General features: G+C 61.3%; 26 protein-coding genes and 1 tRNA gene. 13 read left to right on the forward strand and 14 right to left on the reverse strand.

Annotated features, from left to right (window positions below; translation table 11 throughout):
- Window positions 1–33: 33 nt before the first annotated feature.
- Complete coding sequence (locus tag BFN10_RS01920) at window positions 34–960, reverse strand: 4-hydroxyproline epimerase (RefSeq protein WP_071488201.1); 927 nt, start codon at window positions 958–960, stop codon at window positions 34–36.
- 14 nt (window positions 961–974) lie between these two features.
- Window positions 975–2,594, reverse strand: a complete 1,620-nt coding sequence (locus BFN10_RS01925; RefSeq protein ID WP_071488202.1) for an APC family permease — start codon at window positions 2,592–2,594, stop codon at window positions 975–977.
- Between the two features lie 186 nt (window positions 2,595–2,780).
- On the opposite strand from BFN10_RS01925, the gene BFN10_RS01930 reads away from it, so the two are divergent.
- Both BFN10_RS01930 and treS read left to right on the forward strand, forming a co-directional pair.
- Complete coding sequence (locus tag BFN10_RS01930; protein WP_071488203.1) at window positions 2,781–3,548, forward strand: AraC family transcriptional regulator; 768 nt, start codon at window positions 2,781–2,783, stop codon at window positions 3,546–3,548.
- An 86-nt stretch (window positions 3,549–3,634) separates the two neighbouring features.
- Complete coding sequence (treS, locus tag BFN10_RS01935; RefSeq protein ID WP_071488204.1) at window positions 3,635–5,698, forward strand: maltose alpha-D-glucosyltransferase; 2,064 nt, start codon at window positions 3,635–3,637, stop codon at window positions 5,696–5,698.
- Window positions 5,699–5,716: 18 nt separating this feature from the next.
- Here the strand turns inward: treS and ppk2 are convergent, their stop codons facing one another.
- Complete coding sequence (gene ppk2, locus BFN10_RS01940) at window positions 5,717–6,634, reverse strand: polyphosphate kinase 2 (RefSeq protein ID WP_071488205.1); 918 nt, start codon at window positions 6,632–6,634, stop codon at window positions 5,717–5,719.
- A 186-nt stretch (window positions 6,635–6,820) separates the two neighbouring features.
- On the opposite strand from ppk2, the gene pstS reads away from it, so the two are divergent.
- The 6 genes from pstS (at window position 6,821) to BFN10_RS01970 (ending at window position 11,938) form a co-directional block, all read left to right on the forward strand.
- Window positions 6,821–7,849 (forward strand): phosphate ABC transporter substrate-binding protein PstS, encoded by a 1,029-nt coding sequence (gene pstS, locus BFN10_RS01945; protein ID WP_071488206.1) that lies wholly within the window; start codon window positions 6,821–6,823, stop codon window positions 7,847–7,849.
- A gap of 74 nt (window positions 7,850–7,923) precedes the next feature.
- Window positions 7,924–8,889, forward strand: a complete 966-nt coding sequence (pstC, locus tag BFN10_RS01950) for a phosphate ABC transporter permease subunit PstC (protein WP_071488207.1) — start codon at window positions 7,924–7,926, stop codon at window positions 8,887–8,889.
- A complete protein-coding gene (pstA, locus tag BFN10_RS01955) occupies window positions 8,889–9,782 on the forward strand; it encodes a phosphate ABC transporter permease PstA (protein ID WP_058427836.1) in 894 nt (297 codons plus the stop codon). The genes pstC and pstA overlap by 1 nt, the downstream gene beginning before the upstream one ends.
- A 76-nt stretch (window positions 9,783–9,858) precedes the next feature.
- The gene (pstB, locus tag BFN10_RS01960; protein WP_217649954.1) at window positions 9,859–10,620 is read left to right on the forward strand and encodes a phosphate ABC transporter ATP-binding protein PstB; all 762 of its coding nucleotides are present in this window, start codon (window positions 9,859–9,861) and stop codon (window positions 10,618–10,620) included.
- A 29-nt stretch (window positions 10,621–10,649) separates the two neighbouring features.
- Window positions 10,650–11,348, forward strand: coding sequence for a hypothetical protein (locus BFN10_RS01965; protein WP_071488208.1), 699 nt, complete (start codon window positions 10,650–10,652; stop codon window positions 11,346–11,348).
- Window positions 11,348–11,938 carry a hypothetical protein gene (locus BFN10_RS01970; protein WP_071488209.1) on the forward strand — a complete coding sequence of 197 codons (591 nt, stop codon included), beginning with the start codon at window positions 11,348–11,350 and terminating at the stop codon, window positions 11,936–11,938. The genes BFN10_RS01965 and BFN10_RS01970 overlap by 1 nt, the downstream gene beginning before the upstream one ends.
- Before the next feature lie 57 nt (window positions 11,939–11,995).
- Here the strand turns inward: BFN10_RS01970 and BFN10_RS01975 are convergent, their stop codons facing one another.
- On the reverse strand, window positions 11,996–12,601 hold the full coding sequence (locus tag BFN10_RS01975; RefSeq protein WP_071488210.1) for a cysteine hydrolase family protein: 606 nt from the start codon (window positions 12,599–12,601) through the stop codon (window positions 11,996–11,998).
- Window positions 12,602–12,798: 197 nt separating this feature from the next.
- Between BFN10_RS01975 and BFN10_RS01980 the strand changes: the two genes are divergently transcribed.
- Window positions 12,799–12,996, forward strand: coding sequence for a hypothetical protein (locus tag BFN10_RS01980; protein WP_071488211.1), 198 nt, complete (start codon window positions 12,799–12,801; stop codon window positions 12,994–12,996).
- Window positions 12,997–13,243: 247 nt separating this feature from the next.
- On the opposite strand, the gene BFN10_RS01985 is transcribed toward BFN10_RS01980, so the two are convergent.
- Window positions 13,244–13,330 (reverse strand) — tRNA-Leu (locus BFN10_RS01985).
- Between the two features lie 271 nt (window positions 13,331–13,601).
- Here BFN10_RS01985 and BFN10_RS01990 point away from each other — a divergent pair.
- Window positions 13,602–13,787, forward strand: a complete 186-nt coding sequence (locus BFN10_RS01990) for a DUF2188 domain-containing protein (protein WP_071488252.1) — start codon at window positions 13,602–13,604, stop codon at window positions 13,785–13,787.
- 20 nt (window positions 13,788–13,807) lie between these two features.
- On the opposite strand, the gene BFN10_RS01995 is transcribed toward BFN10_RS01990, so the two are convergent.
- On the reverse strand, window positions 13,808–14,335 hold the full coding sequence (locus BFN10_RS01995) for a DinB family protein (RefSeq protein WP_071488212.1): 528 nt from the start codon (window positions 14,333–14,335) through the stop codon (window positions 13,808–13,810).
- 125 nt (window positions 14,336–14,460) lie between these two features.
- On the opposite strand from BFN10_RS01995, the gene BFN10_RS02000 reads away from it, so the two are divergent.
- Complete coding sequence (locus tag BFN10_RS02000) at window positions 14,461–15,150, forward strand: tellurite resistance TerB family protein (RefSeq protein ID WP_071488213.1); 690 nt, start codon at window positions 14,461–14,463, stop codon at window positions 15,148–15,150.
- On the opposite strand, the gene BFN10_RS02005 is transcribed toward BFN10_RS02000, so the two are convergent.
- The 4 genes from BFN10_RS02005 to BFN10_RS02020 all read right to left on the reverse strand — a co-directional run bounded on the left by BFN10_RS02005 (window position 15,147) and on the right by BFN10_RS02020 (window position 19,645).
- Window positions 15,147–15,968 carry a hypothetical protein gene (locus tag BFN10_RS02005; RefSeq protein ID WP_071488214.1) on the reverse strand — a complete coding sequence of 274 codons (822 nt, stop codon included), beginning with the start codon at window positions 15,966–15,968 and terminating at the stop codon, window positions 15,147–15,149. The genes BFN10_RS02000 and BFN10_RS02005 overlap by 4 nt on opposite strands.
- Window positions 15,969–15,986: 18 nt before the next feature.
- On the reverse strand, window positions 15,987–16,334 hold the full coding sequence (locus BFN10_RS02010; RefSeq protein ID WP_025999705.1) for a DUF2493 domain-containing protein: 348 nt from the start codon (window positions 16,332–16,334) through the stop codon (window positions 15,987–15,989).
- Window positions 16,335–16,399: 65 nt separating this feature from the next.
- Window positions 16,400–19,114 carry a magnesium-translocating P-type ATPase gene (mgtA, locus tag BFN10_RS02015; RefSeq protein WP_071488215.1) on the reverse strand — a complete coding sequence of 905 codons (2,715 nt, stop codon included), beginning with the start codon at window positions 19,112–19,114 and terminating at the stop codon, window positions 16,400–16,402.
- A gap of 237 nt (window positions 19,115–19,351) precedes the next feature.
- Window positions 19,352–19,645: a hypothetical protein gene (locus BFN10_RS02020; RefSeq protein ID WP_071488216.1), complete on the reverse strand. Its 294-nt coding sequence runs from the start codon at window positions 19,643–19,645 to the stop codon at window positions 19,352–19,354.
- A gap of 440 nt (window positions 19,646–20,085) precedes the next feature.
- Here BFN10_RS02020 and BFN10_RS02025 point away from each other — a divergent pair, with 440 nt between their 5' ends.
- Together BFN10_RS02025 and BFN10_RS02030 are read left to right on the forward strand one after the other, a co-directional pair.
- Window positions 20,086–20,352: a metal-sensing transcriptional repressor gene (locus BFN10_RS02025; protein WP_071488217.1), complete on the forward strand. Its 267-nt coding sequence runs from the start codon at window positions 20,086–20,088 to the stop codon at window positions 20,350–20,352.
- 21 nt (window positions 20,353–20,373) lie between these two features.
- A complete protein-coding gene (locus tag BFN10_RS02030; protein ID WP_071488218.1) occupies window positions 20,374–21,681 on the forward strand; it encodes an MFS transporter in 1,308 nt (435 codons plus the stop codon).
- On the opposite strand, the gene BFN10_RS02035 is transcribed toward BFN10_RS02030, so the two are convergent.
- From BFN10_RS02035 to BFN10_RS02050, 4 genes are all read right to left on the reverse strand, one after another.
- Window positions 21,682–22,293 carry a LysE family transporter gene (locus BFN10_RS02035; protein WP_071488219.1) on the reverse strand — a complete coding sequence of 204 codons (612 nt, stop codon included), beginning with the start codon at window positions 22,291–22,293 and terminating at the stop codon, window positions 21,682–21,684. It lies immediately after the preceding gene.
- A 75-nt stretch (window positions 22,294–22,368) separates the two neighbouring features.
- Window positions 22,369–23,160, reverse strand: coding sequence for an AraC family transcriptional regulator (locus BFN10_RS02040; protein ID WP_071488220.1), 792 nt, complete (start codon window positions 23,158–23,160; stop codon window positions 22,369–22,371).
- A gap of 49 nt (window positions 23,161–23,209) precedes the next feature.
- Window positions 23,210–23,896: an arsenical resistance protein ArsH gene (arsH, locus tag BFN10_RS02045; RefSeq protein ID WP_071488221.1), complete on the reverse strand. Its 687-nt coding sequence runs from the start codon at window positions 23,894–23,896 to the stop codon at window positions 23,210–23,212.
- A gap of 11 nt (window positions 23,897–23,907) precedes the next feature.
- Entirely contained in the window at window positions 23,908–24,378 is a 471-nt protein-coding gene (locus BFN10_RS02050; RefSeq protein ID WP_071488222.1) for an arsenate reductase ArsC, read from the reverse strand.
- Window positions 24,379–24,380: the final 2 nt, after the last annotated feature.

Consider the following 24,380-nt stretch of genomic DNA (forward strand, 5'->3'; position numbering starts at 1 on the left):
TTTTATCACTCCAGTTTCCAGTAGGGGGAGGGCTCAGATGCCCCAGGCAAAAGGGTCTTGCGGGTCGATCAGCAAGGTGCTGTCGGCGGTCATGTGGGCACGGCCGGTGATGAAGGGGCGCACGCGTTCGCCGTCCCATTCGTAGCGACCTTCGAATTGGCTGCCGGTAATGCTGGCTTGCACCCAGGTTTCGCCGGGCGCGAGTTTTCCATCGGCGGCCAGGCAGGCCAGCTTGGCGCTGGTGCCGGTGCCGCAGGGCGAGCGGTCGTAGGCTTTGCCGGGGCACATCACGAAATTGCGGCTGTCGGCGTGGTCGTCGGCGGCGAACAGTTCGATGTGGTCGATCAGTGCACCGTCGGCGCCGTGGATGCCCTGGTCTTCAAGGGCCTTGAGCATTGCCCAGGTGTAGTCGGTGAGGGCATCGACGTTGTCCATCTGCAGGCGCTGGCCATGCTCCGACACCAGGAAAAACCAGTTGCCGCCCCAGGCGATATCGCCATGGACTATGCCGTGACCGGGCACGAGCACTGCAATCTGCTCGCGATAGCGGTAGGCAGGAACATTGCGCAAGGTCACCGCGCCGTCTTCATGCAAGGTCGCCGCGACCGGCCCGACGGGGGTATCGATTGTGTGCACGCCTGGCGCGATGCGACCCAAGTGATGCAGGGACGCGACCAGGCCAATGGTGCCGTGGCCACACATGCCCAGGTAGCCAGCGTTGTTGAAGAAGATCACCCCGCAGATGGCGCCCGGCGTGACCGGCGCGCAGTACAGTGCGCCGACCAGCACATCATTGCCACGTGGCTCCAGGATGCAGGCGCGGCGCCATTGGTCGTGCTCGGTGCGCAGGTGGTGCAGCTGATCGGCCATCGTGACGCCCTCCAGCGCCGGAAAACCGCTCATGACCAGCCGCGTCGGTTCGCCGCCGGTGTGGGAGTCGATCACATGCAATCGCTTCATAAAACGCTCCTGAATCAGTAGGTCGCGGGCGTCAGCGGGGCGCGAGGCTCGTCAACCGCTTCGCTTTCATCGGCTTCGTGTTCCAGCCGAACCAAGTGAGCTGGCACGCCAGTGGCGGCGCCCCAGTAGTAAATGCCGAGTGCGCAAGCCGCGACCACAATGGTGTCGAGCGGATGGCCGATCGCACCGATGCCACCAAAACTGCCGAGCTTGGACAGCAGGATGGTCACTGCGTAGAAGCCGATCAGCCAGGCAGACGAGCGCACCTGTTGCTTGAGGTTGAGGTGCGCGGTCGGTACCCAGCGCGCGCACAGCAGGTACACCACGAACATCAGGATTTGCAGGCCTAGCAGCCAGGACACCGTGCCCCAGCCGGACCAGTACACGATCAGCGCAGCGATGATGAACGACAGCGGACCGAGCACGGCCATGCCCTTGACCCGGAACGGCCGCGTCATCTGCGGTGCGTTACGGCGCAGTGCGGCGACGGTCACCGGGGCCACCGCGTAGCTGAGGATCAACGCGGCGGACACCACATTGATCAACGCTTCCCAGGACGGGAATGGCAGGGTCCAGAACACCGACAAGCCAAACGTCAGCCACAGCGCCGGACGCGGAATGCCGGACTTCTCATCGATGCGCGTGAAAATCTTGAAGAACGTGCCGGTCTGCGCCCAGCCATACACCACCCGCGGCGTGGCGTTCATGTAGATGTTGCCGCAGCCGCTGGGGGAGATCACCGCATCCGCCACCACCAGGTAGGCCAGCCAGCCCACGCCCAGTGCCAGGGCGATATCCCGGTAAGGCAGCGCCAGTTCCTTACTGATCCCGGCCCAGCCGTTGGCAAGCATCTGCGTGGGTACGCCACCGAGGAATGCGGTTTGCAGCAGCACGTAGATGGCAGTCGACAGCAACACCGAAAGAATCAACGCAATCGGAATCGTGCGCTGCGGGTTCTTCACTTCACTGGCCACCGAGATGATCGGAGTGAGCCCCAGGTAGGCAAAAATCACCCCGCCGGCCGACACCGCCATCTCGATCCCGGACAGGCCGAACGGCGCGAAGCCCTGCACCTGAAAGTTCGCCGGTTTGAAGAAGGTGAACAGCACACCGATCACCAGCAACGGTACGATGAACTTGAACACGCTGACCAGGTTATTGGCGATGGCGAAGGTTTTCACACTGCGGTAATTGAGCGCGAAAAAAACACAGAGCAGGGCGAACTGCACCAGCCAACCGAGGGTGGTCGGGTCGCTGGAACCGACCTTGGTCAGCTCGGGAAACCAGGCCGCCGCGTATTGGCGCGAGGCGACCACTTCGATGGCGACCAGGCTGGAAAACGCGATCAGCGTGATAAAGCCCATCAGGTAGCCCAGCAACGGGCCATGGGAGTAGACCGGATAGCGCACCACGCCACCGGCGCGGGGGAGTGCGGCGCCCAACTCGCAGTACACAATGCCCAGCAGCAACACCGCGAACCCGCCAATGAGCCAGGAGATGATCCCTGCCGGGCCGGCAATGGCCGACACATGACTGGCTGCGAACAACCAACCCGAACCGAAGATGGCCCCCAGCCCGATAAAAGTGAGGTCCATCAATGAAAGTTGTTTCTTGAACTTGCCTTGACCTGACATAGCGTCGCCTTCTTGTGAGTTATTGGATAGGCATGCAGTGGCCATACAGTGAACTCACAGGCGGCGGCGCGATTGATGTTTTTTGCCGACATCGATGACGAAATCGGCACAGTTTTCGTGGCTCGACAGGGCGCCGGGCATCGGGCAATCTGCGTGCGTCGAGGCACTCAACGGGGATCGAAAGTCATGTTGCAGACTGCGTTTGCGGCCCTGTGCCAAGGGAATGAGGCGAATCGGCCCCACAGCATCGAGCAGCTCCTGGCCGGCGTGGTGCAGCTCTTGCCGATGCTGGATGTGATCCCCAATGCGGCGATTTTCATCAAGGACACCCAGGCCCGCTACGTCCTCGCCAACCGCACCCTGGTGCACCGCTGCGGCCTCAAGCAGCTGCAACCGCTGCTGGGCAAGACCAGCGCACAAGTGTTCCCAGCACAACTGGGGCCGGGTTACACCGAGCAGGACCGACGCGTGCTCGAACAGGGCTTTGTGCTGGAAGACCAGCTCGAACTGCACCTGTATGGCACCCGGGAACCCGGCTGGTGCCTGACCCACAAGTGGCCGCTGTACAACCACATGGGCGCGATCATCGGCCTGGCCGGCATCTCGGTCGACCTGCAAACCGCCAGCGAAAGCCACCCCGCCTACCAACGCCTGGCCGCCGTGGACGCGCATATCCGCACGCACTTCAACCGCCGCGTCACCCTCGGTGAGTTGACGCGCATTGCCGGGATTTCCGTGGCGCAGCTGGAGCGTTACTGCAAGCGCGTGTTCCACCTCACCCCCCGGCAGATGATCCAGAAAGTGCGGCTGGAACACGCCCATCGGTTATTGCACGGCGACCTGCCGATTACCGAAGTGGCGCTGCAGTGCGGGTACACCGACCACAGCGCGTTTACCCGCCAATTCAAGGCGTCTACGGGGTTTACCCCGAGGCAGTATCGTCAGTTGGCGTAGTCGGCCACATTGCAATGCAACGAATGCCTCCGGTTGTGGCTCCTATGCTTACGAGTAACCTTTGCACGACGACAGGTATCCGACTTATGACTGCGGCTGAAAACAACCATGTGAACTGGCTGGTGGACCAATCGATGCTGCACGCGGCCCGCCAGCGCGCCAAGCTCTATTCGGGCCAGGGCCGGTTGTGGCAGCAGCCTTACGCGCAGACCCGGCCTCGGGACGCTTCGGCGTTGTCGTCGGTATGGTTTACGGCGTACCCGGCGTCAATTGTGACCCGGGAAGGCGGCACGGTGCTGGAGGCGCTGGGGGATGAGGCGCTGTGGCATGCGCTGTCGAAGATTGGCATCCAGGGCATCCATAACGGCCCGTTGAAGAAGTCCGGTGGCCTGAATGGCATGCAGCACACGCCGACCATCGACGGCAACTTCGACCGCATCAGTTTCGAGATCGACCCGCAGCTGGGCACCGAGGCGCAGTTGCAGGCGTTGACGCGCATGGCCGCAGCGCACAATGCGGTGATCATCGACGATGTGATCCCGTCCCACACTGGCAAGGGCGCGGACTTCCGCCTGGCCGAGATGGCGTACGAGGACTACCCCGGCCTGTACCACATGGTGGAAATCCGCGAAGAAGACTGGTCGTTGCTGCCCGACATTGCCGAAGGGCGCGATGCACAGAACCTCAGCCCGGTTCAGGTCGATGCCTTGCGCGACAAACACTACATCGTCGGCCAGTTGCAGCGGGTGATCTTCTTCGAGCCCGGCGTCAAAGAAACCGACTGGAGCGCCACGGACGTGGTGCTGGGCGTGGATGGCAAGCCGCGTCGCTGGGTGTACCTGCATTACTTCAAGGAAGGCCAGCCATCGCTGAACTGGCTGGACCCGACCTTTGCCGCACAACAGATGATCATCGGCGACGCTTTGCATGCCATCGATGTGATGGGCGCGAAGATCCTGCGCCTGGATGCCAACGGTTTCCTCGGCGTGGAGCGCAAGCTGGACGGTACGGCCTGGTCCGAAAGCCATCCGCTGTCGATCACCGGCAACCAGTTGCTGGGCGGGGCGATTCGCAAGGCGGGCGGTTTCAGTTTCCAGGAGCTGAACCTCACCGTGGATGACATCGCGTCCATGTCCCATGGCGGTGCCGACCTGTCCTATGACTTCATCACCCGTCCCGCTTACCAGCACGCGTTGCTGATGGGCGATGCCGAGTTTCTGCGCCTGATGCTGCGCGAAATGCATCGCCAGGGCATCGACCCCGGCTCACTGATCCACGCGTTGCAGAACCACGATGAACTGACCCTGGAACTGGTGCACTTCTGGACGCTGCATGCCCATGACACTTTCCTGTACCAGGGCCAGACCTTTCCCGGGAATATCCTGCGCGAGCATATCCGTGAGCAGATGTATGAGCGATTGACGGGCGAACAGGCACCGTACAACCTCAAATTCGTCACCAACGGTGTGTCCTGCACCACCGCCAGCATCATCACGGCGGCATTGGGGATCCGAGACCTGGACGCCATCACCCAAGCGGATATCCAGCAGATCCGCCAGATCCATTTGCTGCTGGTGATGTACAACGCCATGCAGCCGGGGGTGTTTGCCTTGTCGGGTTGGGACCTGGTGGGTGCGCTGCCGCTGGCGGCCGAAGAGGTTGAACACTTGATGCAGGACGGCGATACGCGCTGGATTCATCGCGGGGCTTATGACCTGGTGGATTTGAACCCGGACGCCGAATTGTCCGCAGGCCAGATCCCGCGCTCGAAAAGCCTGTATGGCAGCCTCAATAGCCAATTGCAGGACCCCGAGTCGTTTGCCTCGCAGCTGCAAAAAATCCTCGCGGTGCGCCGTGCCTACGACATTGCCGCCAGCCGCCAGATCCAGGTGCCGGAAGTGGAAAACCCGGGGCTGCTGGTGATGGTCCACGAATTGCCCGCCGGCAAAGGCATCCAAATCACCGCGTTGAACTTCGGTGCCACGCCCATCACCGAAATCCTGCATTTGCCGGATATTGGCGCGGGCATGGTGGTGGACATCATCAATGAACGGGTCGAAGGTGACTTGACGGCGCAGGGCGAGTTTACGATTACGCTGGATGCCTATGAGGGCCTGGCGCTGCGGGTGGTGAGCAACTCGCCCCTGTGATTGCAGGCGCGAGCTGATTCAGTAGAGCTGCGGCACGATCAGTTCAGGCGGCGTGGGGCTGCGGGAATAATCTTCCTGCCGCACACGCTGTGGCAATTCGATCACCGGCAATTGCACTTCTTCATACGGCATCTGCCCGAGCAAATGGTGGATGCAGTTGAGGCGGGCCTTCTTCTTGTCATCGGCTTGCACTACCCACCATGGCGCTTCGGCGATGTGGGTGCGTTCAAGCATGATTTCCTTGGCCTTGGTGTAGGCTTCCCAGCGCCGACGGGATTCCAGGTCCATGGGGCTGAGTTTCCACTGCTTGAGCGGGTCGTGAATGCGGCTGAGAAAACGCAGGTGCTGTTCCTGGTCGGAGATGGAAAACCAGTACTTGATCAACTGGATGCCGGAGCGGGCCAGCATGCGTTCGAACTCCGGCACGCTGCGGAAAAACTCTTCGTACTGCTCGGCGTTGCAGAACCCCATGACCTGCTCGACGCCGGCGCGGTTGTACCAACTGCGGTCGAACAGCACGATTTCACCGGCGGCTGGCAGGTGTGAGACGTAGCGCTGGAAGTACCACTGGGTCTGTTCGCGGTCGTTCGGCGCGGGCAGGGCGGCCACCCGGCAGACCCTGGGGTTCAGGCGCTGCGTAATGCGCTTGATCACACCGCCTTTGCCGGCGGCATCCCGCCCTTCGAACAGGATCACCACCTTGTGGCCGGTCTTGACCACCCAGCTCTGCAACTTCACCAGTTCGCCTTGCAGGCGGAACAGCTCGCTGAAGTAGATGCGGCGCGCGGCTTTTTCGCGGCTTTCCCCGACGTGTTCGTCAAACAGCGCGTTGAGATCGTGCCCGTCTTCGGACAATTCCAGTTCCAGCTCTTCGTCACTGTGATCCAGCAGTTCACGGTGGATGCGTTGCATCAGGGCGTCTTCGCTCGAGGACATGGACGGAACTCGCGTGGTGGGAGATGGCAAAGTCTTAGTCTCAATTTGTTACGAACCAATGACGTTAAACTGCCGGATTGCGGCGGGAGAGGGGGACAACCAGGCGTTTTGCCATTCCACATTCATAAAACCGTAACAAGATTGTTGCAGAGTTCCCCAGCCCGTAATTCACAAGGATTTTCCTGAATGAAACGTCTGATGAAGTCTGCTGCACTCGCCGTTGCGGTTTCTCTCAGTGCCACCTCGGTGTTTGCTGCCGAGAGCATCCGTCTGACCGGTTCCGGTGCGAGTTTCCCAGCGCCGATCTACCTCACCTGGTTCAAGGATTTCAGCAAGAAGAGCGAGGGCGTCACCGTTGACTACCAGTCCAAGGGTAGCGGTGCGGGTGTACAGGACTTCCTGAATAAAACCGTCGACTTCGCCGCCAGCGACTCGGCCATGAAAGACGAAGACATCGCCAAGGTGGCCGAAGGCGTGCAACTGCTGCCGATGACGGCGGGTGAAATCGTGCTGGCGTTCAACTTGCCGGGCAATCCTAAAGAGCTCAAGTTGCCGCGCGACGTTTACTCCAACATCTTCTTGGGCAAGATCACCAAGTGGAACGATCCGAAGATCGCTGCCGCCAACCCAGGCCTGAAACTGCCGGATCTGCCGATCACTGTGGTCGTGCGTGCGGACTCCAGCGGCACCACTGCGGTATTCACCAAGCACTTGGCAGCGATCAACCCTGAGTTCCAGAAAGACCTGGGCGAAGGCAACACCGTCAACTGGCCCGCCAGCGACAAGTTCATCAAATCGCCGAAGAACGACGGCGTGACCGCCACCGTACGCCAGACCCCAGGCGCGATCGGCTACATCGAATACGGCTTCGCCAAACTGGCCAAGGTTGACTTCGCCCAGTTGCAGAACAAGGCTGGCAAGTACGTGGTACCAAACGCCGAAAGCGGCGCCGAAGCCCTGGCTGCGGTGAAAATGCCGGAAAGCCTGGTGGCCTGGCTGCCGGATCCGGATGGCGCCAAGTCCTACCCGATCACTTCCTACACCTGGATGATCTTCCGCAAGGACAACGGCAACCCAGCCAAAGCCAAAGCCATGCGTGAAATGGTCGAGTACAGCCTGACCGAAGGCCAGAAAATCGCCGACTCGATGGGCTACATCCCGCTGCCTAAATCGGTAGTCGACCAGGTTCGCAAAGCTTCCGCCAACATCCAGTAAGGCTCGCCACGCCACTCCCGGCATGGGCCGTCAGCCATGTCGGGAGCGATCCCCCCTTGTTCCGGAATCAACCAATGAACAAATCCTTTGTGGTACCGGTCAACCCGGATTCTGCGTGCCAGCCACCCTCTACGAAGGATTTCCTGGTTGACCGTACCTTCCGTGCGCTTGCACGCATAGGCGTGGTGTTGGTGCTGGCGCTGGTGTTCGCGCTGGTCTTCGAAGTAGGGCGCAAGGCACTTCCCGGCATGGAAAAGCACGGTTTCGACGTGCTGTTCGGCAGTGTCTGGGACGTTAACCAAGGCAAGTACGGCATTCTGCCAGCTATTTGGGGCACGCTTTACAGCGCCCTTATCGCGTTGCTGATCGCGGGTTTTTTCGGCGTCAGCATGGCGATTTTTCTCACCCAGGATTTCCTGCCGGCAAAACTGGCGGCGGTGTTTCGCACCATCGTCGAATTGCTCGCCGCCATCCCCAGCGTGGTCTACGGCCTGTGGGGCATTTATGTGGTTATCCCGGCCATCCGCCCGCTCACTGCGTGGCTGAACAGCGAACTCGGCTGGATTCCTTTTTTCGGCACGTCCCTCAGCGGGCCTGGCCTGTTACCGGCTGCATTGGTGCTGGCGATCATGATCCTGCCGACCATCGCCGCCGTTTCCCAGGACGCCCTCACCGCAGTGCCTATGAAAACCAAGCAAGCGGCCTACGGCATGGGCACTACCCACTGGGAAGCGATTCTCAAGGTAATGGTGCCGTCCGCTGCGACCGGTATTTTCGGTTCCCTGGTGCTCGGCCTGGGCCGTGCCCTGGGTGAAACCATGGCCCTGGCCATGCTGGTCGGTAACGCCAACAACATTTCGCTGTCGTTGTTTGCGCCGGCCAACACCCTGGCGGCCCTGTTGGCGCTGAACTTCCCCGAAGCCGGCCCCAATGAGATCGAAGTGTTGATGTACGCCGCACTGGTGCTGATGTTCATCACGCTGCTGGTGAACATCATCGGTTCGATGATCATGGTCTACGCCCAGCGGGGGACTAAATAATGACTGACCTTTCTACGCCTATGACGGCGATGCCGAGCCTGCAGCGCCGGTTCGAAGGCCGTGCCCTGCGCAGTCTGGTGCTGACCACCCTGGTGTGGTTCGGCGCGCTGCTGGCCAGCGTGCCGCTGATTTCCGTGCTCTACATGCTGATCACCCGTGGCGGTGCGCGCCTGAGCCTGGAAGTGTTCACCGAATTGCCACCTACCGGTTTCGAGACCGGCGGCGGTTTTGGTAATGCCATGGCCGGCACCTTCGTGATGGTCGGTATTGCCGCCGCCATCGCGGTGCCGGTCGGCATTCTGGCGGCGATTTTCCTCGCGGAATTGGGGCCGGACAGCAAGCTGGCGAACGCCTCGCGCTTTGCCGCCAAGATGCTCACCGGCTTGCCATCGATCCTGGCGGGTGTGTTCGCCTACGCCCTGGTGGTGATGACCACCGGTACTTACTCGGCCCCGGCCGGTGGCGTGGCGCTGGCCGTGCTGATGCTGCCGATCGTGGTACTTACGGCTGAAGAGTCGATGAAGATGGTGCCCAAGATCATGAAGGACGCCGCCTACGGCATGGGCTGCACCCGCTCGCAGGTGATCTGGAAAATCGTCTTGCCCACCGGCATGCCCGCGATCCTCACGGGCGTCATGCTCGCCGTGGCCCGCGCCGCCGGCGAAACCGCACCGCTGTTGTTCACCGCGCTGTTCAGCAACTACTGGATCTACCACGACGGCAGCCTGGCAGTGATGAATCCGACGGCGTCCCTGGCCGTGCTGATTTACAACTTCTCCGGCATGCCGTTCGACAACCAGCTCGAACTTGCCTGGGCGGCTTCGTTGGTGCTGGTGATGATCGTGCTGGTCGTGAATATCGTGAGCCGTATTTTCGGCAAGCCCAAGTACTAAGAACGGGAGCATCTGAATTTTGAACATGTCAACTGCGCAAGTAGCCGCTCCGTTTATCACCCAGTCGCCTGTGGTCATGGACTGCAAGCTGGACAAGATTTTCTACGGCAATTTCATGGCGGTGCGTGACAGCCATGTGCCGATCGAGAAAAACAAGATCACCGGCTTCATCGGCCCGTCCGGCTGCGGCAAATCCACTGTGCTGCGTAGTCTCAACCGCATGAACGACCTGGTGAAGGGCTTCCGTTTCGAAGGCCACGTGCACTTTCTCGGCCAGGACGTGTACGGCAAGGGCGTTGACCCGGTGGTCGTGCGCCGTTACATCGGCATGGTGTTCCAGCAGCCGAACCCGTTTTCGATGAGCATTTTCGACAATGTGGCCTTTGGCCTGCGCTTGAACCGCTACAAAGGCGACCTCGGCGACCGCGTCAAACACGCCCTGCAAGGCGCTGCGCTGTGGGATGAGGTCAAGGACAAGCTCAAGGTCAGCGGCCTCTCGCTGTCCGGCGGCCAGCAGCAACGCCTGTGCATCGCCCGCGCCATCGCCACCGAGCCGGAAGTGCTGTTGCTGGACGAACCGTGCTCGGCACTCGACCCCATCGCCACACGCCGTGTCGAAGAACTGATGGTCGAGTTGAAAAAGGACTACACCATCGCGCTGGTCACCCACAACATGCAGCAGGCGATTCGTGTGGCCGATACCACCGCGTTTTTCTCGGTGGATATCTCCCAGGGCACCCGTACCGGTTACCTGGTGGAAATGGGCGCGACCACGCAGATCTTCGAAAACCCGCGTGAACAAATGACCGGGGACTACATCAGCGGCAAGTTCAGCTGACCCGCCATTCATCGTTTTCAGGATTGCCAATGACTGCAACACGTCGTCTTGATTTGCTCGCCATCGAACGCGCCCTACGTAAAGTCCAGAGCCGTTTTGCCCAGCTCAGCCGGGACTTTACCGAGCCACGCGACCCCCTGACGGACGAAGTGTTGCAGAATGTGCTTGAAGGCTACGCCTTGATTGACGACTATGTTGCGCGCGGTGTGGATCTGTTCGACCTTCAGCAGTTGAACCTGATGCTGGAGATCAACGCCACCGTGCTGTGCGGCACAGACCCGGGACGCCGGCGTGAATACGCCCAGCACCTGGCGGCCACCGAAGTGCACTTTTTCAATAATGTCGAAGGTGGCATCAAGGACTTGTACAACTGGTACTGCAAGCACCACAGCGAGTCGGTGTGGAAGCGGGCCGCCGGGGTGTATGTGCGAGTGCTCAGCAAGCCGCAGTTGTTCATTGAAGGCAACCACCGCAGTGGCTCGCTGATCGTCAGCTACCTGTTGATGCGCGAGGGGTTGGCGCCGTTTGTGCTGACGCTGGACAACGCCGAGGGCTATTTCAACCCGTCCTCGGTCATACGTAACTCCGCCAAGCATGGCGTCATGGCTTTGTACGAATTGCCCAAGATCAAGAAAAAATATGCCGCGTTCCTGGAAGATAAGGCCCCTGATCCAATGGAGTTTTTCCTGAGCGACACACCTGTGCCTGTGTATCAGGGAAATCAATGATGGGAAGGTACCCCGTGCTCGACACAATCAAGCAGGTGTTCAAGCGTCAACGCGTCCGTATCTCATTCGATATCGATGACACGCTGGCCTGCCAGCTGCACCACAGCGCGACCGAACACAGCCGCTTGCCAGCGTGTGTGCACCGTTGGCTGGGTGAGCCGCTGCGCAGCGGCACCCGGTCCCTGACCCGCGAGCTGCGCCGCCAGGGCTGCAGTGTGTGGGTCTACACCTCGTCGGGGCGTACGCCGTCCTACATCCGTCGTTGGTTGCTGCTGTACGGCATTCATGTGGACGGCGTGGTCAACAGCGTGCGACACAACCAGGCGCTCAGCGAGCGTGGGCTGACGAGTACACCGTCGAAATTCCCACCGGCCTTCGACATCGACCTGCACGTCGATGATTCCGAGGGTGTGCAGCTTGAAGGTGTCGACCATGGTTTTCGCGTGGTGGTCGTCGACCCGGAAGACGAGCAGTGGGCGCAACGCGTGTTGGATGCGGTCGCGCAGGTCCGGGCGCAGCTTGCACGCCAGCAACCGCAGCGCCACAAGGTGCCGGTGCAGGCTTATCCGGGGTTGACGCTGAACGGTTGAGCGCAATAACGGGCATCAAGCAAAAGGGGCAACTGATTGATCAGTCGCCCCTTTTTTCTACTTGGCGCTCAATGCGTCCAGGAACTCGGTATGCCGTAACGCCTGGGAAAACATCGGCAGGGTGAAGTTCTCGGCAGCCTTTTGCTGTTCTTCGGTGAATGTCGCCGTGCAATCGGTCAAGGTCACGACGTTGTAGCCTTTTTCGTAGCCTGAGCGCACGGTGCCCTCGACACAGCAGTTGGTCAGGAACCCTGCCACTACCAGGTTGTGGATGCCGTTGTTGCGCAGCACCAAGTCCAGTCCCGTGGTTGCAAACCCATCCAGCCCGCGCTTGCCCTCCACGAGGATGTCGCTGGTTTCCCGGGGAATCGCATCGGTGATTTCGGCTCCCCAACTGCCTGTGCGAAACGCGCTGCCGTCGGCAACGCCTTTGAGAATCCCATAGTCACGCGTGGTCAGTTCGGGATAGCCATCGGTAAACTGGATTGGCAGGTGAATGATCCTTACGCCCGACTTGCGTGCCTGTTGCACCGTGGTTGCGGTGTTGGCCAGCATGTCGGACTGGTGCATGACGTCTTTGACGGCGTCATGAAACACGCCCCCTGGCGTGGTGAAGTCGTTCTGGAACTCGATCAGGACAAGGGCTGTGGCGTTTGGATTCATGTCGGGTCTCCGATAGGGTTGATGACACAGGGGCGGCGTGTCGCTTCAGCATAGACACCTCTGGCGCGTTATCCCGCAACCACCGGTTTGACCCTGGTTTTATATTTCGCCATTCGTCTAATGCCGGGCACTCCAGACGCCGTGCCGTCTCTGAACAATAAGCGCGGATAACCCGAGCGTACAAATGGAGAACCCGTATGGACATCAATGAAAACGCCCCAGGGAATATTTCACAACAGGACGTGACCCGCGGCACAGACAACGAGACCGGGCATGATCCAAGGCATGACGAGGATAATATCCCGCTCCCGCCAGACGACGAGGCGCCGCTTGAAGAGGATATGTCTGACGTGGATGCTGCCGATTCAGTCGCGCGGGAACACCCCGACAATTGATGAGCCCCCCGGCACAAAAAATCCCTACCTTTGCGTAGGGATTTTTGTTGGGCCGGTCCGCTGCTGATCAGTAGAGGGTGCGATGCAGGCTACACATGGTTCCCTTCTGTAGATTGGCAAGCCTTGATTTGCACAGGGAAAGTACCGTCAGGCCAGGGGCGCTCTGAGGATTGAGACGAAAAAACCCGACCTGGGGCGGGTTTTAAAAGGCTTCATGGACGTTACTGGCTGCCCATGGAACAAGAGATGGTGCCCGAACCCGGAATCGAACCGGGACGCCCTTACGAGCGGGGGATTTTAAGTCCCATGCGTCTACCAGTTTCGCCATTCGGGCGGTAGCGCGGTGTAGCAGGGTTGGGAATATATAGATCCAGGCGCTTGGATGCAAGGTCGCAGAGGGGCTTTATTGCATTCGTGGGTGGGCGAAAAAGCTTGCCAGATCAGTGATCTAGAAAGGTTTTCGGCAGCGGCCCGGAGGATGTCGTCGGCCCGCGCTGTTGACCCTGGCATCAAAAGCCGACACGACATGCGGTCGTCCATTGAAGTATCCGGGGTGTAAGGTAAAGCCTGCAACGCTGGCAACATCTCAGGTAGACGAGGTGATTATGAGCACTCCAATGCTGAACAAGCTGCACATCAATGGGTACGACGTGGTACGGGTAAACTATGGACCCTGGCGGGTGTGCACGCCCAAGGACCGGTTGGCGTCGTTCAATTCCCGTGAGCAGGCACTGGCGTATGCTGCCACGCTGCCCGGGTATCGTGCCCGTAGCAGGCCGATGGCCAGGTAGATCGATGCTTGCTGCCGAACTCAGTCGATCAATGCCAGCAAATCCGTAGTGCCCACATCCAGCCCCGCCTGGGACAGCAGCGTGGTGGCCTGGCCCCGGTGATGGGTCTGGTGGTTGAAGAAGTGCACCAGCAGGCTGAAGAAGGGTTTGTCGGCTGTCACCCCGCGCATGTTGCTGTAGTGCAGGCGCTGATCCAGGTCGGGCTCGCGCACGGTGTGGGCCCAGTCGATGATCAACTGGTCCAGCCAGGCGCGGTGGGTGGCCAGTTCGCGGATATCGGCAAATGCCAACTGCCTCAGGTCGACCGGTGCGGCAATCGCCTCCAGCGGCGTCAGCGCTGTGTAGCCGGCTGGATGCCGGGCAAACCGCTTGAGCCACACAGTGTCGCCCAGCGCCACATGGTTGAGCGTGCCGAGGATCGAGCCGAAAAACGCCTGGCGATCCATCAATAACTCGGCGTCCGACAGCGTACTGGCCGCGTCGTAGAGCTTGCGGTTCATCCACTGGTTGTAGTTCGCCATCAATGCGATGTGTTCAATCCGGTTCACGTGGGTGTTTTCTCGAAGACGCGGTGACGGGATGATAAGCCGTGCCCGCCCGGCGGTCATGGTGTTCCGGCAAGGCCGGGCTATGGTTGTCAGACGCCAACACTGCGCTCTGGGAGGGTAGCACCATGAACACCAGCGACTTACTGGAACAACTCTTGCGCGCCGGGCAAGGTGGCAGTGCTTCCACTGGCGGCCTCGGCGGGCTGCTGGGCGGTTTACTGAAAGGCACCAGCACCGGCAACGCTTCCACCGGTGGCGGCCTGGGTGATCTATTGGGCGGCCTTGGCGGCATGCTGGGCGGTACGACGGGCGCTCGTCCTGCCCAAGGGCGTTCCGGGGGAATGAATTACGCGGCACTCGCGTCCCTGGGCATGGCCGCATTCCAGGCCTATCAAGCCTGGCAACGCCAGCAGGCCAACGCGCCACAGCAAGCCTTCCAGACGGTGGACCAGCTCGCCGGTCCCGCCGCCGAAGCCCACAGCCACGCGGTACTGCGTGCCTTGATCGCGGCGGCCAAGGCAGACGGGCGCATCGATGAGCAAGAGCAGCAGTTGATTTCCAATGAATTGGGCCGGCATACCGACGACCCGCAACTGCAACAATGGCTCGACGCTGAAGTGGCCAAGCCGCTGGATGCGACGGATTTCGCCGAGTTTGCCAGCGACCCGGCGGTGGCAGCCGAGGTGTACCTGGCCAGTGTGATGCTGGTGGACGATCAGCAGGACGCCGAACGCAATTACCTGGACGACCTGGCAGGGCAGTTGCAAATCGACCCGCAATTGCAACTGCACCTGGAACAACAAGCCAAGGCCTAGAAGCGCAGTGTGGCGCCGGTGGTCAACCACTGCGCCCGATCCCCGATCAGGCTGCGACCGACCACCAGGTCCACGTCGACGAATTCGCCCAAGTGCAGCCGGGGCCCGGCCTGCCAGGCCTGGTCGCCGCCTTCCTGGCCGTAGCGCTCGGCGATCAGCGTCAACAACGGTGCCACCTGATACTCGAAACCGGTGCCCCAGGTCAGGCGGTGCTGCTGGTCACCATCGTTGTAGGCATGGGACCAGCCGGCATTCAGGTTCAGCCGTAGGGGTGCCAGCGGTTGCCAGGTCAACGGGATATTGAAGTCTGCGCCATCAAACCCGTGTTGACGACCCAGGGCAAAATGCGCGCCGGCGGACAGGGCCAGCTCCAGGCCCAGATCCTCCCGCGACCATACCTGGGCCTTGAGCTGCGGGTTCACCTGGGTTTCGCCCTTGTCTGTGCTGGTTGCACGCGACAGGGCAGCGCCCCATTGCACCGACGGCAGCGCGGCGAAGGTGCAGGCCGGTGACAGCGTTTCTGTATGCGTAGTGCCGTCGTGGCGGTTAGCGGTGTACCAGGCGTCGACGTTGCATTCGCCCGGCGCGTTGATCGCACCGTCGTCGACCACATAGGAACCGCCGGCTGCGTTGGCTTTTGACAGCAAGGCAATCGTCAACAGGATGCCCAGTGTCAGGCCGATAAAGATCAAATTGCGCTGCAATGCGCGGCGTTTGGCCGGTGGCAGCAGCAGTAACGTGTGGCGTGCACCGCGGTAGTGACGCGCACGGTATTTGGCAAACCCGTCCTGGCGGGCTGGGGTGTGTTTTTTGTGCATGATGCACCTCACATGAATTCAGCTTTCTACGGTCAGTACCGAAATGCCGCTGGCCTTGGCCTGGCACACCAGCTCGCTGGTGTCGTCCCCGCCCGGCAGGGCGATGACCACATCGGGGCGGCTGTCGGTCAGCATGAAATGGTTGCGCTGGCGTTCCGCCTGTTTGCCGTGGCGTTGCCAGTTGGGCGGGTAGCGCACCACGTCGATGCCCAGTTCCCGCGCCCATTCCTCGACGTCACTGCCGAGGAATTGGTTGCCGCCGTGGATCAATACCTGCACCGGGCGCAGGCGGTGGTAAGCGTCCAGCACCTGGCGGGACATTTTGGTGTCGGCGTAATGACGACCTGCACAGATCAAGACGCGCATAGGGTGTTTCCTTGTAGTGCACGGTGGCGGCCGGGCGACCGCCACCGTTTAAACGGCGGGGGAGATCAGTACCACTGCTTGAAGCGGCGGATGTAGATCGTCTTCATCAGTTGGGCCACGCAGCAGTAGCTGAGCAGGGTGCCCACCAGCCATGGGAAGTAGGCCATCGGCAACGGTTGCAGGCCCACCAGGGTGCCCAGCGGCGAGAACGGCACATAGATCCCCAGTACGATCACCACGCAGGTCATCATCAACACCGGCCACGCGGCGGTGCTCTGGAAGAATGGGACCTTGCGGGTGCGCAACATGTGCACCACCAGGGTTTGCGAGAGCAGGCCCTCGATGAACCAGCCGGACTGGAACAGGGTCTGCATCTCGACGCTGTTGGCGGCGAACACGTACCACATCAGCGCAAAGGTGGTGATGTCGAAGATCGACGAAGTCGGCCCGATCCAGATCATGAAGCGGCCGATGTTTTTCGCATCCCACTTGCGCGGCTTGGCCAGGTATTCCTTGTCCATCTTGTCCCATGGCAACGCCAGCTGGGAGATGTCGTACATCAGGTTCTGCAGCAGCAGGTGGATCGACAGCATCGGCAGGAACGGAATGAACGCACTGGCCACCAGCACCGAGAACACGTTGCCGAAGTTGGAGCTGGCGGTCATGTTCAGGTACTTCATGATATTTCCGAAGGTTTCGCGGCCCTTGAGCACACCTTCTTCCAGCACCATCAGGCTCTTTTCCAGCAGGATGATATCGGCTGATTCCTTGGCGATATCGGTGGCGGTGTCGACCGAGATCCCCACGTCGGCATCACGCAGCGCCGGTGCATCGTTGATCCCGTCACCGAGGAAGCCCACGGTGTGGCCGTTGGCTTGCAGCGCCTTGAGCACCCGGGATTTCTGCAGCGGTGTCAGCTTGGCAAACACGGTACGTTCTTCCACGCGGCGCAGCAGCGTCGCGTCGTCCATCGCTTCGATTTCGGTGCCCAGCAACGGCTGGCCTGGATCGAGGCCGACCTGGCGGCAGATCTTGCTGGTGACCACGGCGTTATCGCCGGTGAGCACTTTGATCGCCACGCCAATCTGTTGCAGCGCGGCAATCGCAGGGCCGGCGGTTTCCTTCGGTGGATCAAGGAAGGTCAGGAAGCCCTGAATCACCAGGTTGCGCTCATCGGCCGTGGTGTACTGCTGACGCGCCAGGGATTTAGGGATGTGACGGGTCGCCACTACCAGCACGCGGAAACCGTCCTCGTTGTAGTCGTTGGCGATCGCCAGCAGTTCCTCGCGGCGACGATCATCCAGTGGCACCGCAGCGCCGGCTTCCATCACATGCGTGGAAATGCTCAGCATCTCTTCCACGGCGCCTTTGCACACCAGCAGTTGATCGTCGGCGGCATCCTTGACCACGATCGACAGGCGACGGCGGACGAAGTCGAACGGCAACTCATCCACTTTGCTGTAGGCAAACGGCACCTGGAACTTCGGATTACGTTCCGAGAACTCCACCACCGCCTGGTCCATCAGGTTTTTCATGCCGCTCTGGTGATGGCTGTTGAGCCAGGCCAGGGACAGCACGGCGTCGTCACGTTGGCCGAAGGCGTTGACGTGGTGTTCGAGGATGATCTTGTCCTGGGTCAGGGTGCCGGTCTTGTCGGTGCACAGCACATCCATCGAACCGAAGTTCTGGATCGCGTTGAGGCGCTTGACCACCACTTTGCGCTTGGCCATGGCCGTGGCGCCCTTGGCCAGGTTGGCGCTGACGATCATCGGCAGCATTTCCGGGGTGAGGCCTACGGCAACTGCCAGGGCAAACAGGAACGCATCCCCCCAATCACCCTTGGAGAAGCCATTGAGCAGGAACACGATCGGCACCATCACCAGCATGAAGCGGATCAGCAACCAACTGACGCTGTTCACGCCGCGGTCGAACGCGGTTTGCACCCGCGAGCCGACAATCGCCTTGGCCAGGGAGCCAAAGTAGGTGCGTGCCCCGGTGGCCACGACGACAGCCTGTGCCCGACCGCTGACCACGTTGGTGCCCATGAAGCAGATGTTGGGCAGGTCCAGCAGGTTGCCCTGGTCGGCGGCCATGGCGCTGGCGGATTTGTGTGTGACATCGCCGAGGGTGTCGTACTTTTCCACCGGCAAGGCTTCGCCGGTCAGCACCGCCTGGCTGATGAACAGGTCACGGGACTCGATCAGGCGGATATCGGCCGGGATCATGTCGCCGGCCGACAGCTGCACGATATCGCCGGCCACCAGCTCGCGCATCGGCACTTCACGCAGGGTCGGTTGCGAGCCCACTTGCTCACGGCGCAGCACGGTGGCCGTGGTGCGGACCATGGCCTTGAGGGCTTCGGCGGATTTGGCCGAGCGGTGTTCCTGCCAGAAGCGCAGCAGGCTGCTGAGCAATACCATGGTCATGATGATGATGACTTTGGTCGGGTCGGCGTCTTCGCCTTCCTGCATCGGCAGCCAGCAGTCAGTGAAGAAGCTGATGCCGCCCAGGGTCAGCAGCACATAGATGAATGGGTTGTTCAGTGCCTGCAGGAACTGCACGATGGCGTGAGGCGGCTTGTCATGGGCGACTTCGTTGTAGCCTTCGCGTTGCAGGCGCGCCTGGGCGTCCAGCTCGGTGAGGCCGTCCTTGGTGGCGCGGACGTTGGCCAAGGTGGCCGACAATCCGTTCTGGGCTTCGCGGGCGGCGCGCATCGACAGTCTGGTGTCGGTGTGGCTGCTGCTCTTTTTGTTCAATGGGGCGTTTTTTACGGCGCTCATGGTGTGTGCTCCTGTCGCCAATTTTTCGACAAAACATACCCGTTACCGGCCTGATGACAGGCGAGCGAAAGCATGCCGAGTCGCTAACTTCGCGATCGGTTTAAATAAGGTGTTCACATAACTTCTACAGTGCCCGCTAACAGCGCGTTAATTAATTAGCGCGCAGCGGGCTACTACTGGACGTGTTCATAAAAGAACGCCAGAACAATAATCAGGAAGTTGCTGTTTCCAGCCGGGTCAGGCGGCGCGAGCGCTCACATACAGACCGAGCATCAAGCTGGCCTTGGCCAGGCTGGAAACCTTGGGTCTCTGTGGGTCTTGAGGGTCGGCGTGATCCCAGTGCTGGACCAGTTGGCCACTGTCAGGGCAGATACGCCAATGCGCCAGCGGGTAGGCCGGGCGCACTTGGGGGGAGGGTGCAGCAAAGGTTGAGCGGGTAGGCGAAAAACCCACAGGCTCACGGCACAGCTTGGCACGCAGGGCGGCCGCGAGTGTGCGTACATCGGGCAAAGCAAGGGTTAGCAAGGTCATAACACACCTCGGGACCGGACAAGCGACCGGCGAGGCAGTTACGGTGGAGCATCAAGCTCTAGCGCAGCTTACCGGACCGGGGAGGCGAGTCCTGTCATGTTCTGGGTTTGGCGCCCGATGCCCGCCAAGGCGGTGCTCGGACAGCGACTAGATACTGTGTCCATTGGCTTCTTTTGTGAGGTTTAAAAAAGGCCCCAGTTGCAGGCACGGGCAATCTACTCAGGGCGATGCAGGATGTCAACGCTTAATGTATTAATTCATTACAAGTTCAGAGTCTGTTCAGATAGAAGGCCTGTTTCAGTTCTGCTTCGGTTGTATCGTTACTTGCACTTCTTCAGCGTTGTGAGCGGGAAGTAGTTGTTTTTGAAGGTGGAGATGAACGGGCTTGCCTGTATCCTCCAGGGGGGGATACGATCAGGCATCCTCGAAGGAGCCTCTCAATGAGCGAACATGTCCACCAAACCCATGACGCCATCGTCAAACGCCTCAAGCGTGCCGAAGGCCATTTGCGCAGCATCACCAGCATGATCGAGGCGCGGCGCCCGTGCGTGGATATCGCCCAGCAACTGCATGCGGTGGAGAAGGCGATCTGCCAGGCCAAGCGCACGCTGATCCAGGACCATCTCGACCATTGCCTGGAAGACAGCGTGACGCTGGATAGCCTGGCCTCGCTGGCTGAGCTCAAGCAACTGACCAAATACCTGTAGGCAACACGCCAGGGGGCTCCCATGTTCGACGTGCTCAGCAATAAAACCTACCGTCGCCTGTTCTTCGCCCAGGTGATAGCCCTGATCGGCACCGGCTTGACCACCGTCGCTCTGGGGTTGCTGGCGTTCGAGCTGGCAGGTGACCAGGCCGGCACCGTGCTGGGGACCGCATTGGCGATCAAGATGGTGGCCTATATCGGGGTGGCGCCAGTGGCGGCCGCCTTTGCCGAGCGCTTGCCGCGCCGGGCGATGCTGGTGGGCCTGGACCTGACACGCGCGCTGGTCGCGCTGGCGTTGCCCTTCGTCACAGAGGTGTGGCAGGTCTACCTGCTGATTTTTGTGCTGCAGTCGGCTTCGGCGGCCTTCACGCCGACCTTCCAGGCGACCATCCCCGACATCCTCACCGATGAGGTGCAGTACACCAAGGCGCTGTCTCTGGCGCGCCTGGCCTATGACCTGGAAAGTGTGGCCAGCCCGATCCTGGCGGCGATGCTGTTGAGCGTCATCAGCTTTCACAGCCTGTTCGCCGGGACCTCGATAGGGTTTCTGGTCTCGGCCCTGCTGGTGTCGTCGGTGCTCTTGCCCCAGGCGCGGATGACGCTGCGGCGCGGTATCTATGACCGCACCACCCGTGGCCTGCGGATATTCCTGGCAACGCCGCGCCTGCGCGGTCTGCTGGCACTGAACCTGGCGGTGGCGGCTGCCAGTGCGATGGTCATCGTCAACAGCGTGGTGTTGGTGCAATCCGGGTTTGCCTTGCCGCAACGCTTCACGGCGTTTGCGCTGGCCGCGTTCGGCACCGGCTCGATGATGGCGGCGCTGGTGTTGCCAAGGTTGCTTGCGCGTCTCAACGACCGCGCGGCCATGCTGTCGGGCGGTGGGTTGCTGATCCTGGGGCTCAGTGTGGGCGTCTACCTGTCGGATTACCGGCAAATGCTGGTGCTGTGGTGGGTGCTGGGGCTGGGCTATTCCCTGGCGCAGACCCCGGGCGGGCGCTTGCTGCGCCGCTCAGCCCATGCCGAGGACCGGCCGGCGCTGTTTGCCGCGCAATTCGCCTTGTCGCATAGCTGCTGGCTGGTGACATACCCCTTGGCCGGTTGGCTCAGCGCCAACTTCGGCATGGCGCAGACATTTGCCAGCCTCGCCTTCGTGGCCACCCTGGCTTTGATCGCATGCGCCAGTCTGTGGCGACCGGAACACGAGCAGGCAAGCGTGGCGCACGAACACCACGACCTGCCCGCCGGCCATCCGCACCTGCTGCACCATCACGCCGGCGTGCATGGGCATGCCTATGTGATCGATGACCTGCACCGCCGCTGGCCGGCCTGATCAGAGGCCTTGCCAGGCCAGCAGCGCCAGGTAGATCAGCACCAGCCCACAGGCGGCATAACTGATGCGCTGCCAAGTGGGCGAGGCGTTCTGCCGCAACAGGTTCACCAGAGCGGCAATCAGAAAGCATGACAAGATCGATGCGAGCATGAACCCGGCAAAGAACATCAGCGTCTGCCCGTGGCTGGGCGTGGTGCCGACAATCCCCGACAGCGCACTGCCCAGTGCGCCCCAGTAGACGATGTTCTTCGGGTTGGCCAGGGAAATTGCAGCGCCTACCGCCAGGGCATTTTGCCGAGTGCTGGCCGGCGCGCTGTCCGGTTGTGGCAGGTGCCAGGCATCGATCAGGCTGCGTACGCCCAGCCAGGCCAGGTACAACGCACACACCACCGTCAACGGCACACGCACCGTGTCATGCTGGATCAGCAGGGCGATCCCGGTCAGGCCGATCACCGCCCACACGGCATCGCCCACCAATGAGCCGAACTGCACCAGCAGGGCGGGTGTAAAGCCATGTAGCAAGCCACGGCGCAGGGTCTCCGCGAGCACGGCGCCGGGGGAGAGGCAAAACACAAAACCGAATATCAGTGCATAAAAAAAGATCGTCAGCATGCCCGCATTTCCTTCAAGTGAGGTGGGGCAGTGTGAGGATGTGCAGGTGCGGTGTCTTGGACCAGATTGCGCTGTTCAGCGCTTCACGGTGCTTTGATAGTGGCCAGGAGTGATGCCGTAGGCCGCCCGGAAATGCCGGTTCAGGTGACTCTGGTCGGCGAAGCCCAGGTCGTGGGCCGCCTCGCCGGCGGGAACCCCTTTGCGCAACAGGCCTTTGGCGCGACGGGTACGCAACTGCATGGCCCACTCCCGGGGCGTCAGCCCGGTTTCTTTCTGGAAGGCACGCAGCAGGTGGAATTTGGACAACCCCAGTTCGCCGCCCAGGTGGTCCAGGGTCAGGGGTTGATGCAGGTGTTCGGCGAGTAATGCCTGGGCGCGGCTGATCAGGGGTTTGCCGGGGCTGGCGGTGCCGGGCAGACGTACGCCGCTGATGTTCACGACCTCTGCTAACAGCAGCACCAAGGCATCTTCATTCACGTCGCGAACCAGCGTGTCACCGTTTAGCGCACCCTTGATCGCGGCGGCCAGTCGCAGGGCAAGCTCGGGCTGAACACATAAGGCACGGTCAAATTCCAGATGCACCAGCCCCAGGTCCGCCGCCAATTGATCCGCCGTGGCGTACAGGCTCACAAAGTGCCAGGGCGCACCATCGGCCGCACCGCCGCCTTGAATCTGACCGGGGTTGTACAGGGTGATGGAGCCTGGGCCGGCGTGGAACTCGCGACGATCCAGCCAGACCTTTTCCTCGCCTGCCAGGTTCACGCCGATCACACATTCATCATGGCTGTGGCGGGCAAAAGTCAGGCCGGTGCAGGTGGTGCTGCTGACTTCATAGTTGCCCAGCCAGGCGTGTTGCACGGCGCTCATCGATTTCACTCAGTCGGGGACAGGCACGAGCATACGCTGGCAAGGGTGATCAAATCGACCGTTGATTGACCCGGCGCGACAGTTCACCGGCGCTTTCCTTGCGTTCCGAGTAACGGTTCACCAGGTCGGGACGGTCGCGCAGCAGCAGGGTGAAGCGCACCAGTTCTTCCATTACATCGACGACCCGATCATAAAGCGCCGAGGGCTTCATGCGGTCCTGTTCATCAAACTCCATGAAGGCCTTGGGTACCGAGGACTGGTTGGGGATGGTGAACATGCGCATCCAGCGCCCCAGCACCCGCAGCTGGTTGACGGTGTTGAAGGACTGGGAGCCGCCGGACACTTGCATCACCGCCAGGGTCTTGCCCTGGGTCGGGCGGACCGCGCCCAGGGTCAAGGGCACCCAGTCCAGTTGCGTCTTGAACACCGCCGACATCGAGCCATGCCGCTCGGGCGAGCACCACACCTGGCCTTCGGACCACTGCATCAGTTCCAGCAGTTCCTGCACCTTGGGGTGATCGCTGGGCGCGTCATCCGGCAATGGCAGGCCGCTGGGGTTGAAGATGCGGGTATGCGCGCCGAAGTGCTGCAACAGCCGTGCGGCTTCTTCCACCAGCAGGCGGCTGAACGAGCGTTCGCGGGTCGAGCCGTAGAGCAGCAGGATGCGCGGCGGCTGGTCCGGGCTGGCCGGTTTTGAGTCGATCAGGGACAGGTCCAGATTGGGCAGCGTCGTCATAGGGCCTCCGATTACAACTGCGCAATGCGCGCGAGTTCCGCCTTGAGGTCGGCAGGGCTGAGTTCGCCGAAGGGCAGGACGAAGAACGCCCTGCAGCGTGTGGCGATGGTCTTCAGTGTGGCGTCGAATGCCGCTTGCACACTGGCGTCGTCACCCTGGACGTCCGACGGGTCTTCCAACCCCCAGTGCGCCTTCACGGCCGGCCCGAAGTATACCGGGCAGGCTTCGCCGGCGGCCTTGTCGCACACCGTAATCACCACATCCGGCGGGCTGCCTTCAAAGGCATCGTTGCCCTTGCTGTACAACCCTTCGGTACTGATCCCGGCCGCTTGCAACGTGCTCAAGCTACGTGGCAGCACCTGGCCCTTGGGAAAACTGCCGGAGCTGATCGCTTCGAAGCCTTCCGGCGCCAGGTGGTTGAACATGGCTTCGGACAAGATGCTGCGGCAGCTGTTGGCGGTACACATGAACAGGACTTTCATCG

This window comes from Pseudomonas extremorientalis (assembly GCF_001870465.1).
Taxonomy (GTDB): Bacteria; Pseudomonadota; Gammaproteobacteria; order Pseudomonadales; family Pseudomonadaceae; genus Aquipseudomonas; species Aquipseudomonas extremorientalis.

What these genes read in the sequence shown, in the direction of transcription:
- BFN10_RS01920 (WP_071488201.1), bottom strand. Translation starts at nt 960, where the DNA reads ATGAAGCGATTGCATGTGATCGACTCCCACACCGGCGGCGAACCGACG.
- BFN10_RS01925 (WP_071488202.1), bottom strand. Translation starts at nt 2,594, where the DNA reads ATGTCAGGTCAAGGCAAGTTCAAGAAACAACTTTCATTGATGGACCTC.
- BFN10_RS01930 (WP_071488203.1), top strand. Translation starts at nt 2,781, where the DNA reads ATGTTGCAGACTGCGTTTGCGGCCCTGTGCCAAGGGAATGAGGCGAAT.
- treS (WP_071488204.1), top strand. Translation starts at nt 3,635, where the DNA reads ATGACTGCGGCTGAAAACAACCATGTGAACTGGCTGGTGGACCAATCG.
- ppk2 (WP_071488205.1), bottom strand. Translation starts at nt 6,634, where the DNA reads ATGTCCTCGAGCGAAGACGCCCTGATGCAACGCATCCACCGTGAACTG.
- pstS (WP_071488206.1), top strand. Translation starts at nt 6,821, where the DNA reads ATGAAACGTCTGATGAAGTCTGCTGCACTCGCCGTTGCGGTTTCTCTC.
- pstC (WP_071488207.1), top strand. Translation starts at nt 7,924, where the DNA reads ATGAACAAATCCTTTGTGGTACCGGTCAACCCGGATTCTGCGTGCCAG.
- pstA (WP_058427836.1), top strand. Translation starts at nt 8,889, where the DNA reads ATGACTGACCTTTCTACGCCTATGACGGCGATGCCGAGCCTGCAGCGC.
- pstB (WP_217649954.1), top strand. Translation starts at nt 9,859, where the DNA reads ATGGACTGCAAGCTGGACAAGATTTTCTACGGCAATTTCATGGCGGTG.
- BFN10_RS01965 (WP_071488208.1), top strand. Translation starts at nt 10,650, where the DNA reads ATGACTGCAACACGTCGTCTTGATTTGCTCGCCATCGAACGCGCCCTA.
- BFN10_RS01970 (WP_071488209.1), top strand. Translation starts at nt 11,348, where the DNA reads ATGGGAAGGTACCCCGTGCTCGACACAATCAAGCAGGTGTTCAAGCGT.
- BFN10_RS01975 (WP_071488210.1), bottom strand. Translation starts at nt 12,601, where the DNA reads ATGAATCCAAACGCCACAGCCCTTGTCCTGATCGAGTTCCAGAACGAC.
- BFN10_RS01980 (WP_071488211.1), top strand. Translation starts at nt 12,799, where the DNA reads ATGGACATCAATGAAAACGCCCCAGGGAATATTTCACAACAGGACGTG.
- BFN10_RS01990 (WP_071488252.1), top strand. Translation starts at nt 13,602, where the DNA reads ATGAGCACTCCAATGCTGAACAAGCTGCACATCAATGGGTACGACGTG.
- BFN10_RS02000 (WP_071488213.1), top strand. Translation starts at nt 14,461, where the DNA reads ATGAACACCAGCGACTTACTGGAACAACTCTTGCGCGCCGGGCAAGGT.
- BFN10_RS02005 (WP_071488214.1), bottom strand. Translation starts at nt 15,968, where the DNA reads ATGCACAAAAAACACACCCCAGCCCGCCAGGACGGGTTTGCCAAATAC.
- BFN10_RS02010 (WP_025999705.1), bottom strand. Translation starts at nt 16,334, where the DNA reads ATGCGCGTCTTGATCTGTGCAGGTCGTCATTACGCCGACACCAAAATG.
- mgtA (WP_071488215.1), bottom strand. Translation starts at nt 19,114, where the DNA reads ATGAGCGCCGTAAAAAACGCCCCATTGAACAAAAAGAGCAGCAGCCAC.
- BFN10_RS02020 (WP_071488216.1), bottom strand. Translation starts at nt 19,645, where the DNA reads ATGACCTTGCTAACCCTTGCTTTGCCCGATGTACGCACACTCGCGGCC.
- BFN10_RS02025 (WP_071488217.1), top strand. Translation starts at nt 20,086, where the DNA reads ATGAGCGAACATGTCCACCAAACCCATGACGCCATCGTCAAACGCCTC.
- BFN10_RS02030 (WP_071488218.1), top strand. Translation starts at nt 20,374, where the DNA reads ATGTTCGACGTGCTCAGCAATAAAACCTACCGTCGCCTGTTCTTCGCC.
- BFN10_RS02035 (WP_071488219.1), bottom strand. Translation starts at nt 22,293, where the DNA reads ATGCTGACGATCTTTTTTTATGCACTGATATTCGGTTTTGTGTTTTGC.
- BFN10_RS02040 (WP_071488220.1), bottom strand. Translation starts at nt 23,160, where the DNA reads ATGAGCGCCGTGCAACACGCCTGGCTGGGCAACTATGAAGTCAGCAGC.
- arsH (WP_071488221.1), bottom strand. Translation starts at nt 23,896, where the DNA reads ATGACGACGCTGCCCAATCTGGACCTGTCCCTGATCGACTCAAAACCG.
- BFN10_RS02050 (WP_071488222.1), bottom strand. Translation starts at nt 24,378, where the DNA reads ATGAAAGTCCTGTTCATGTGTACCGCCAACAGCTGCCGCAGCATCTTG.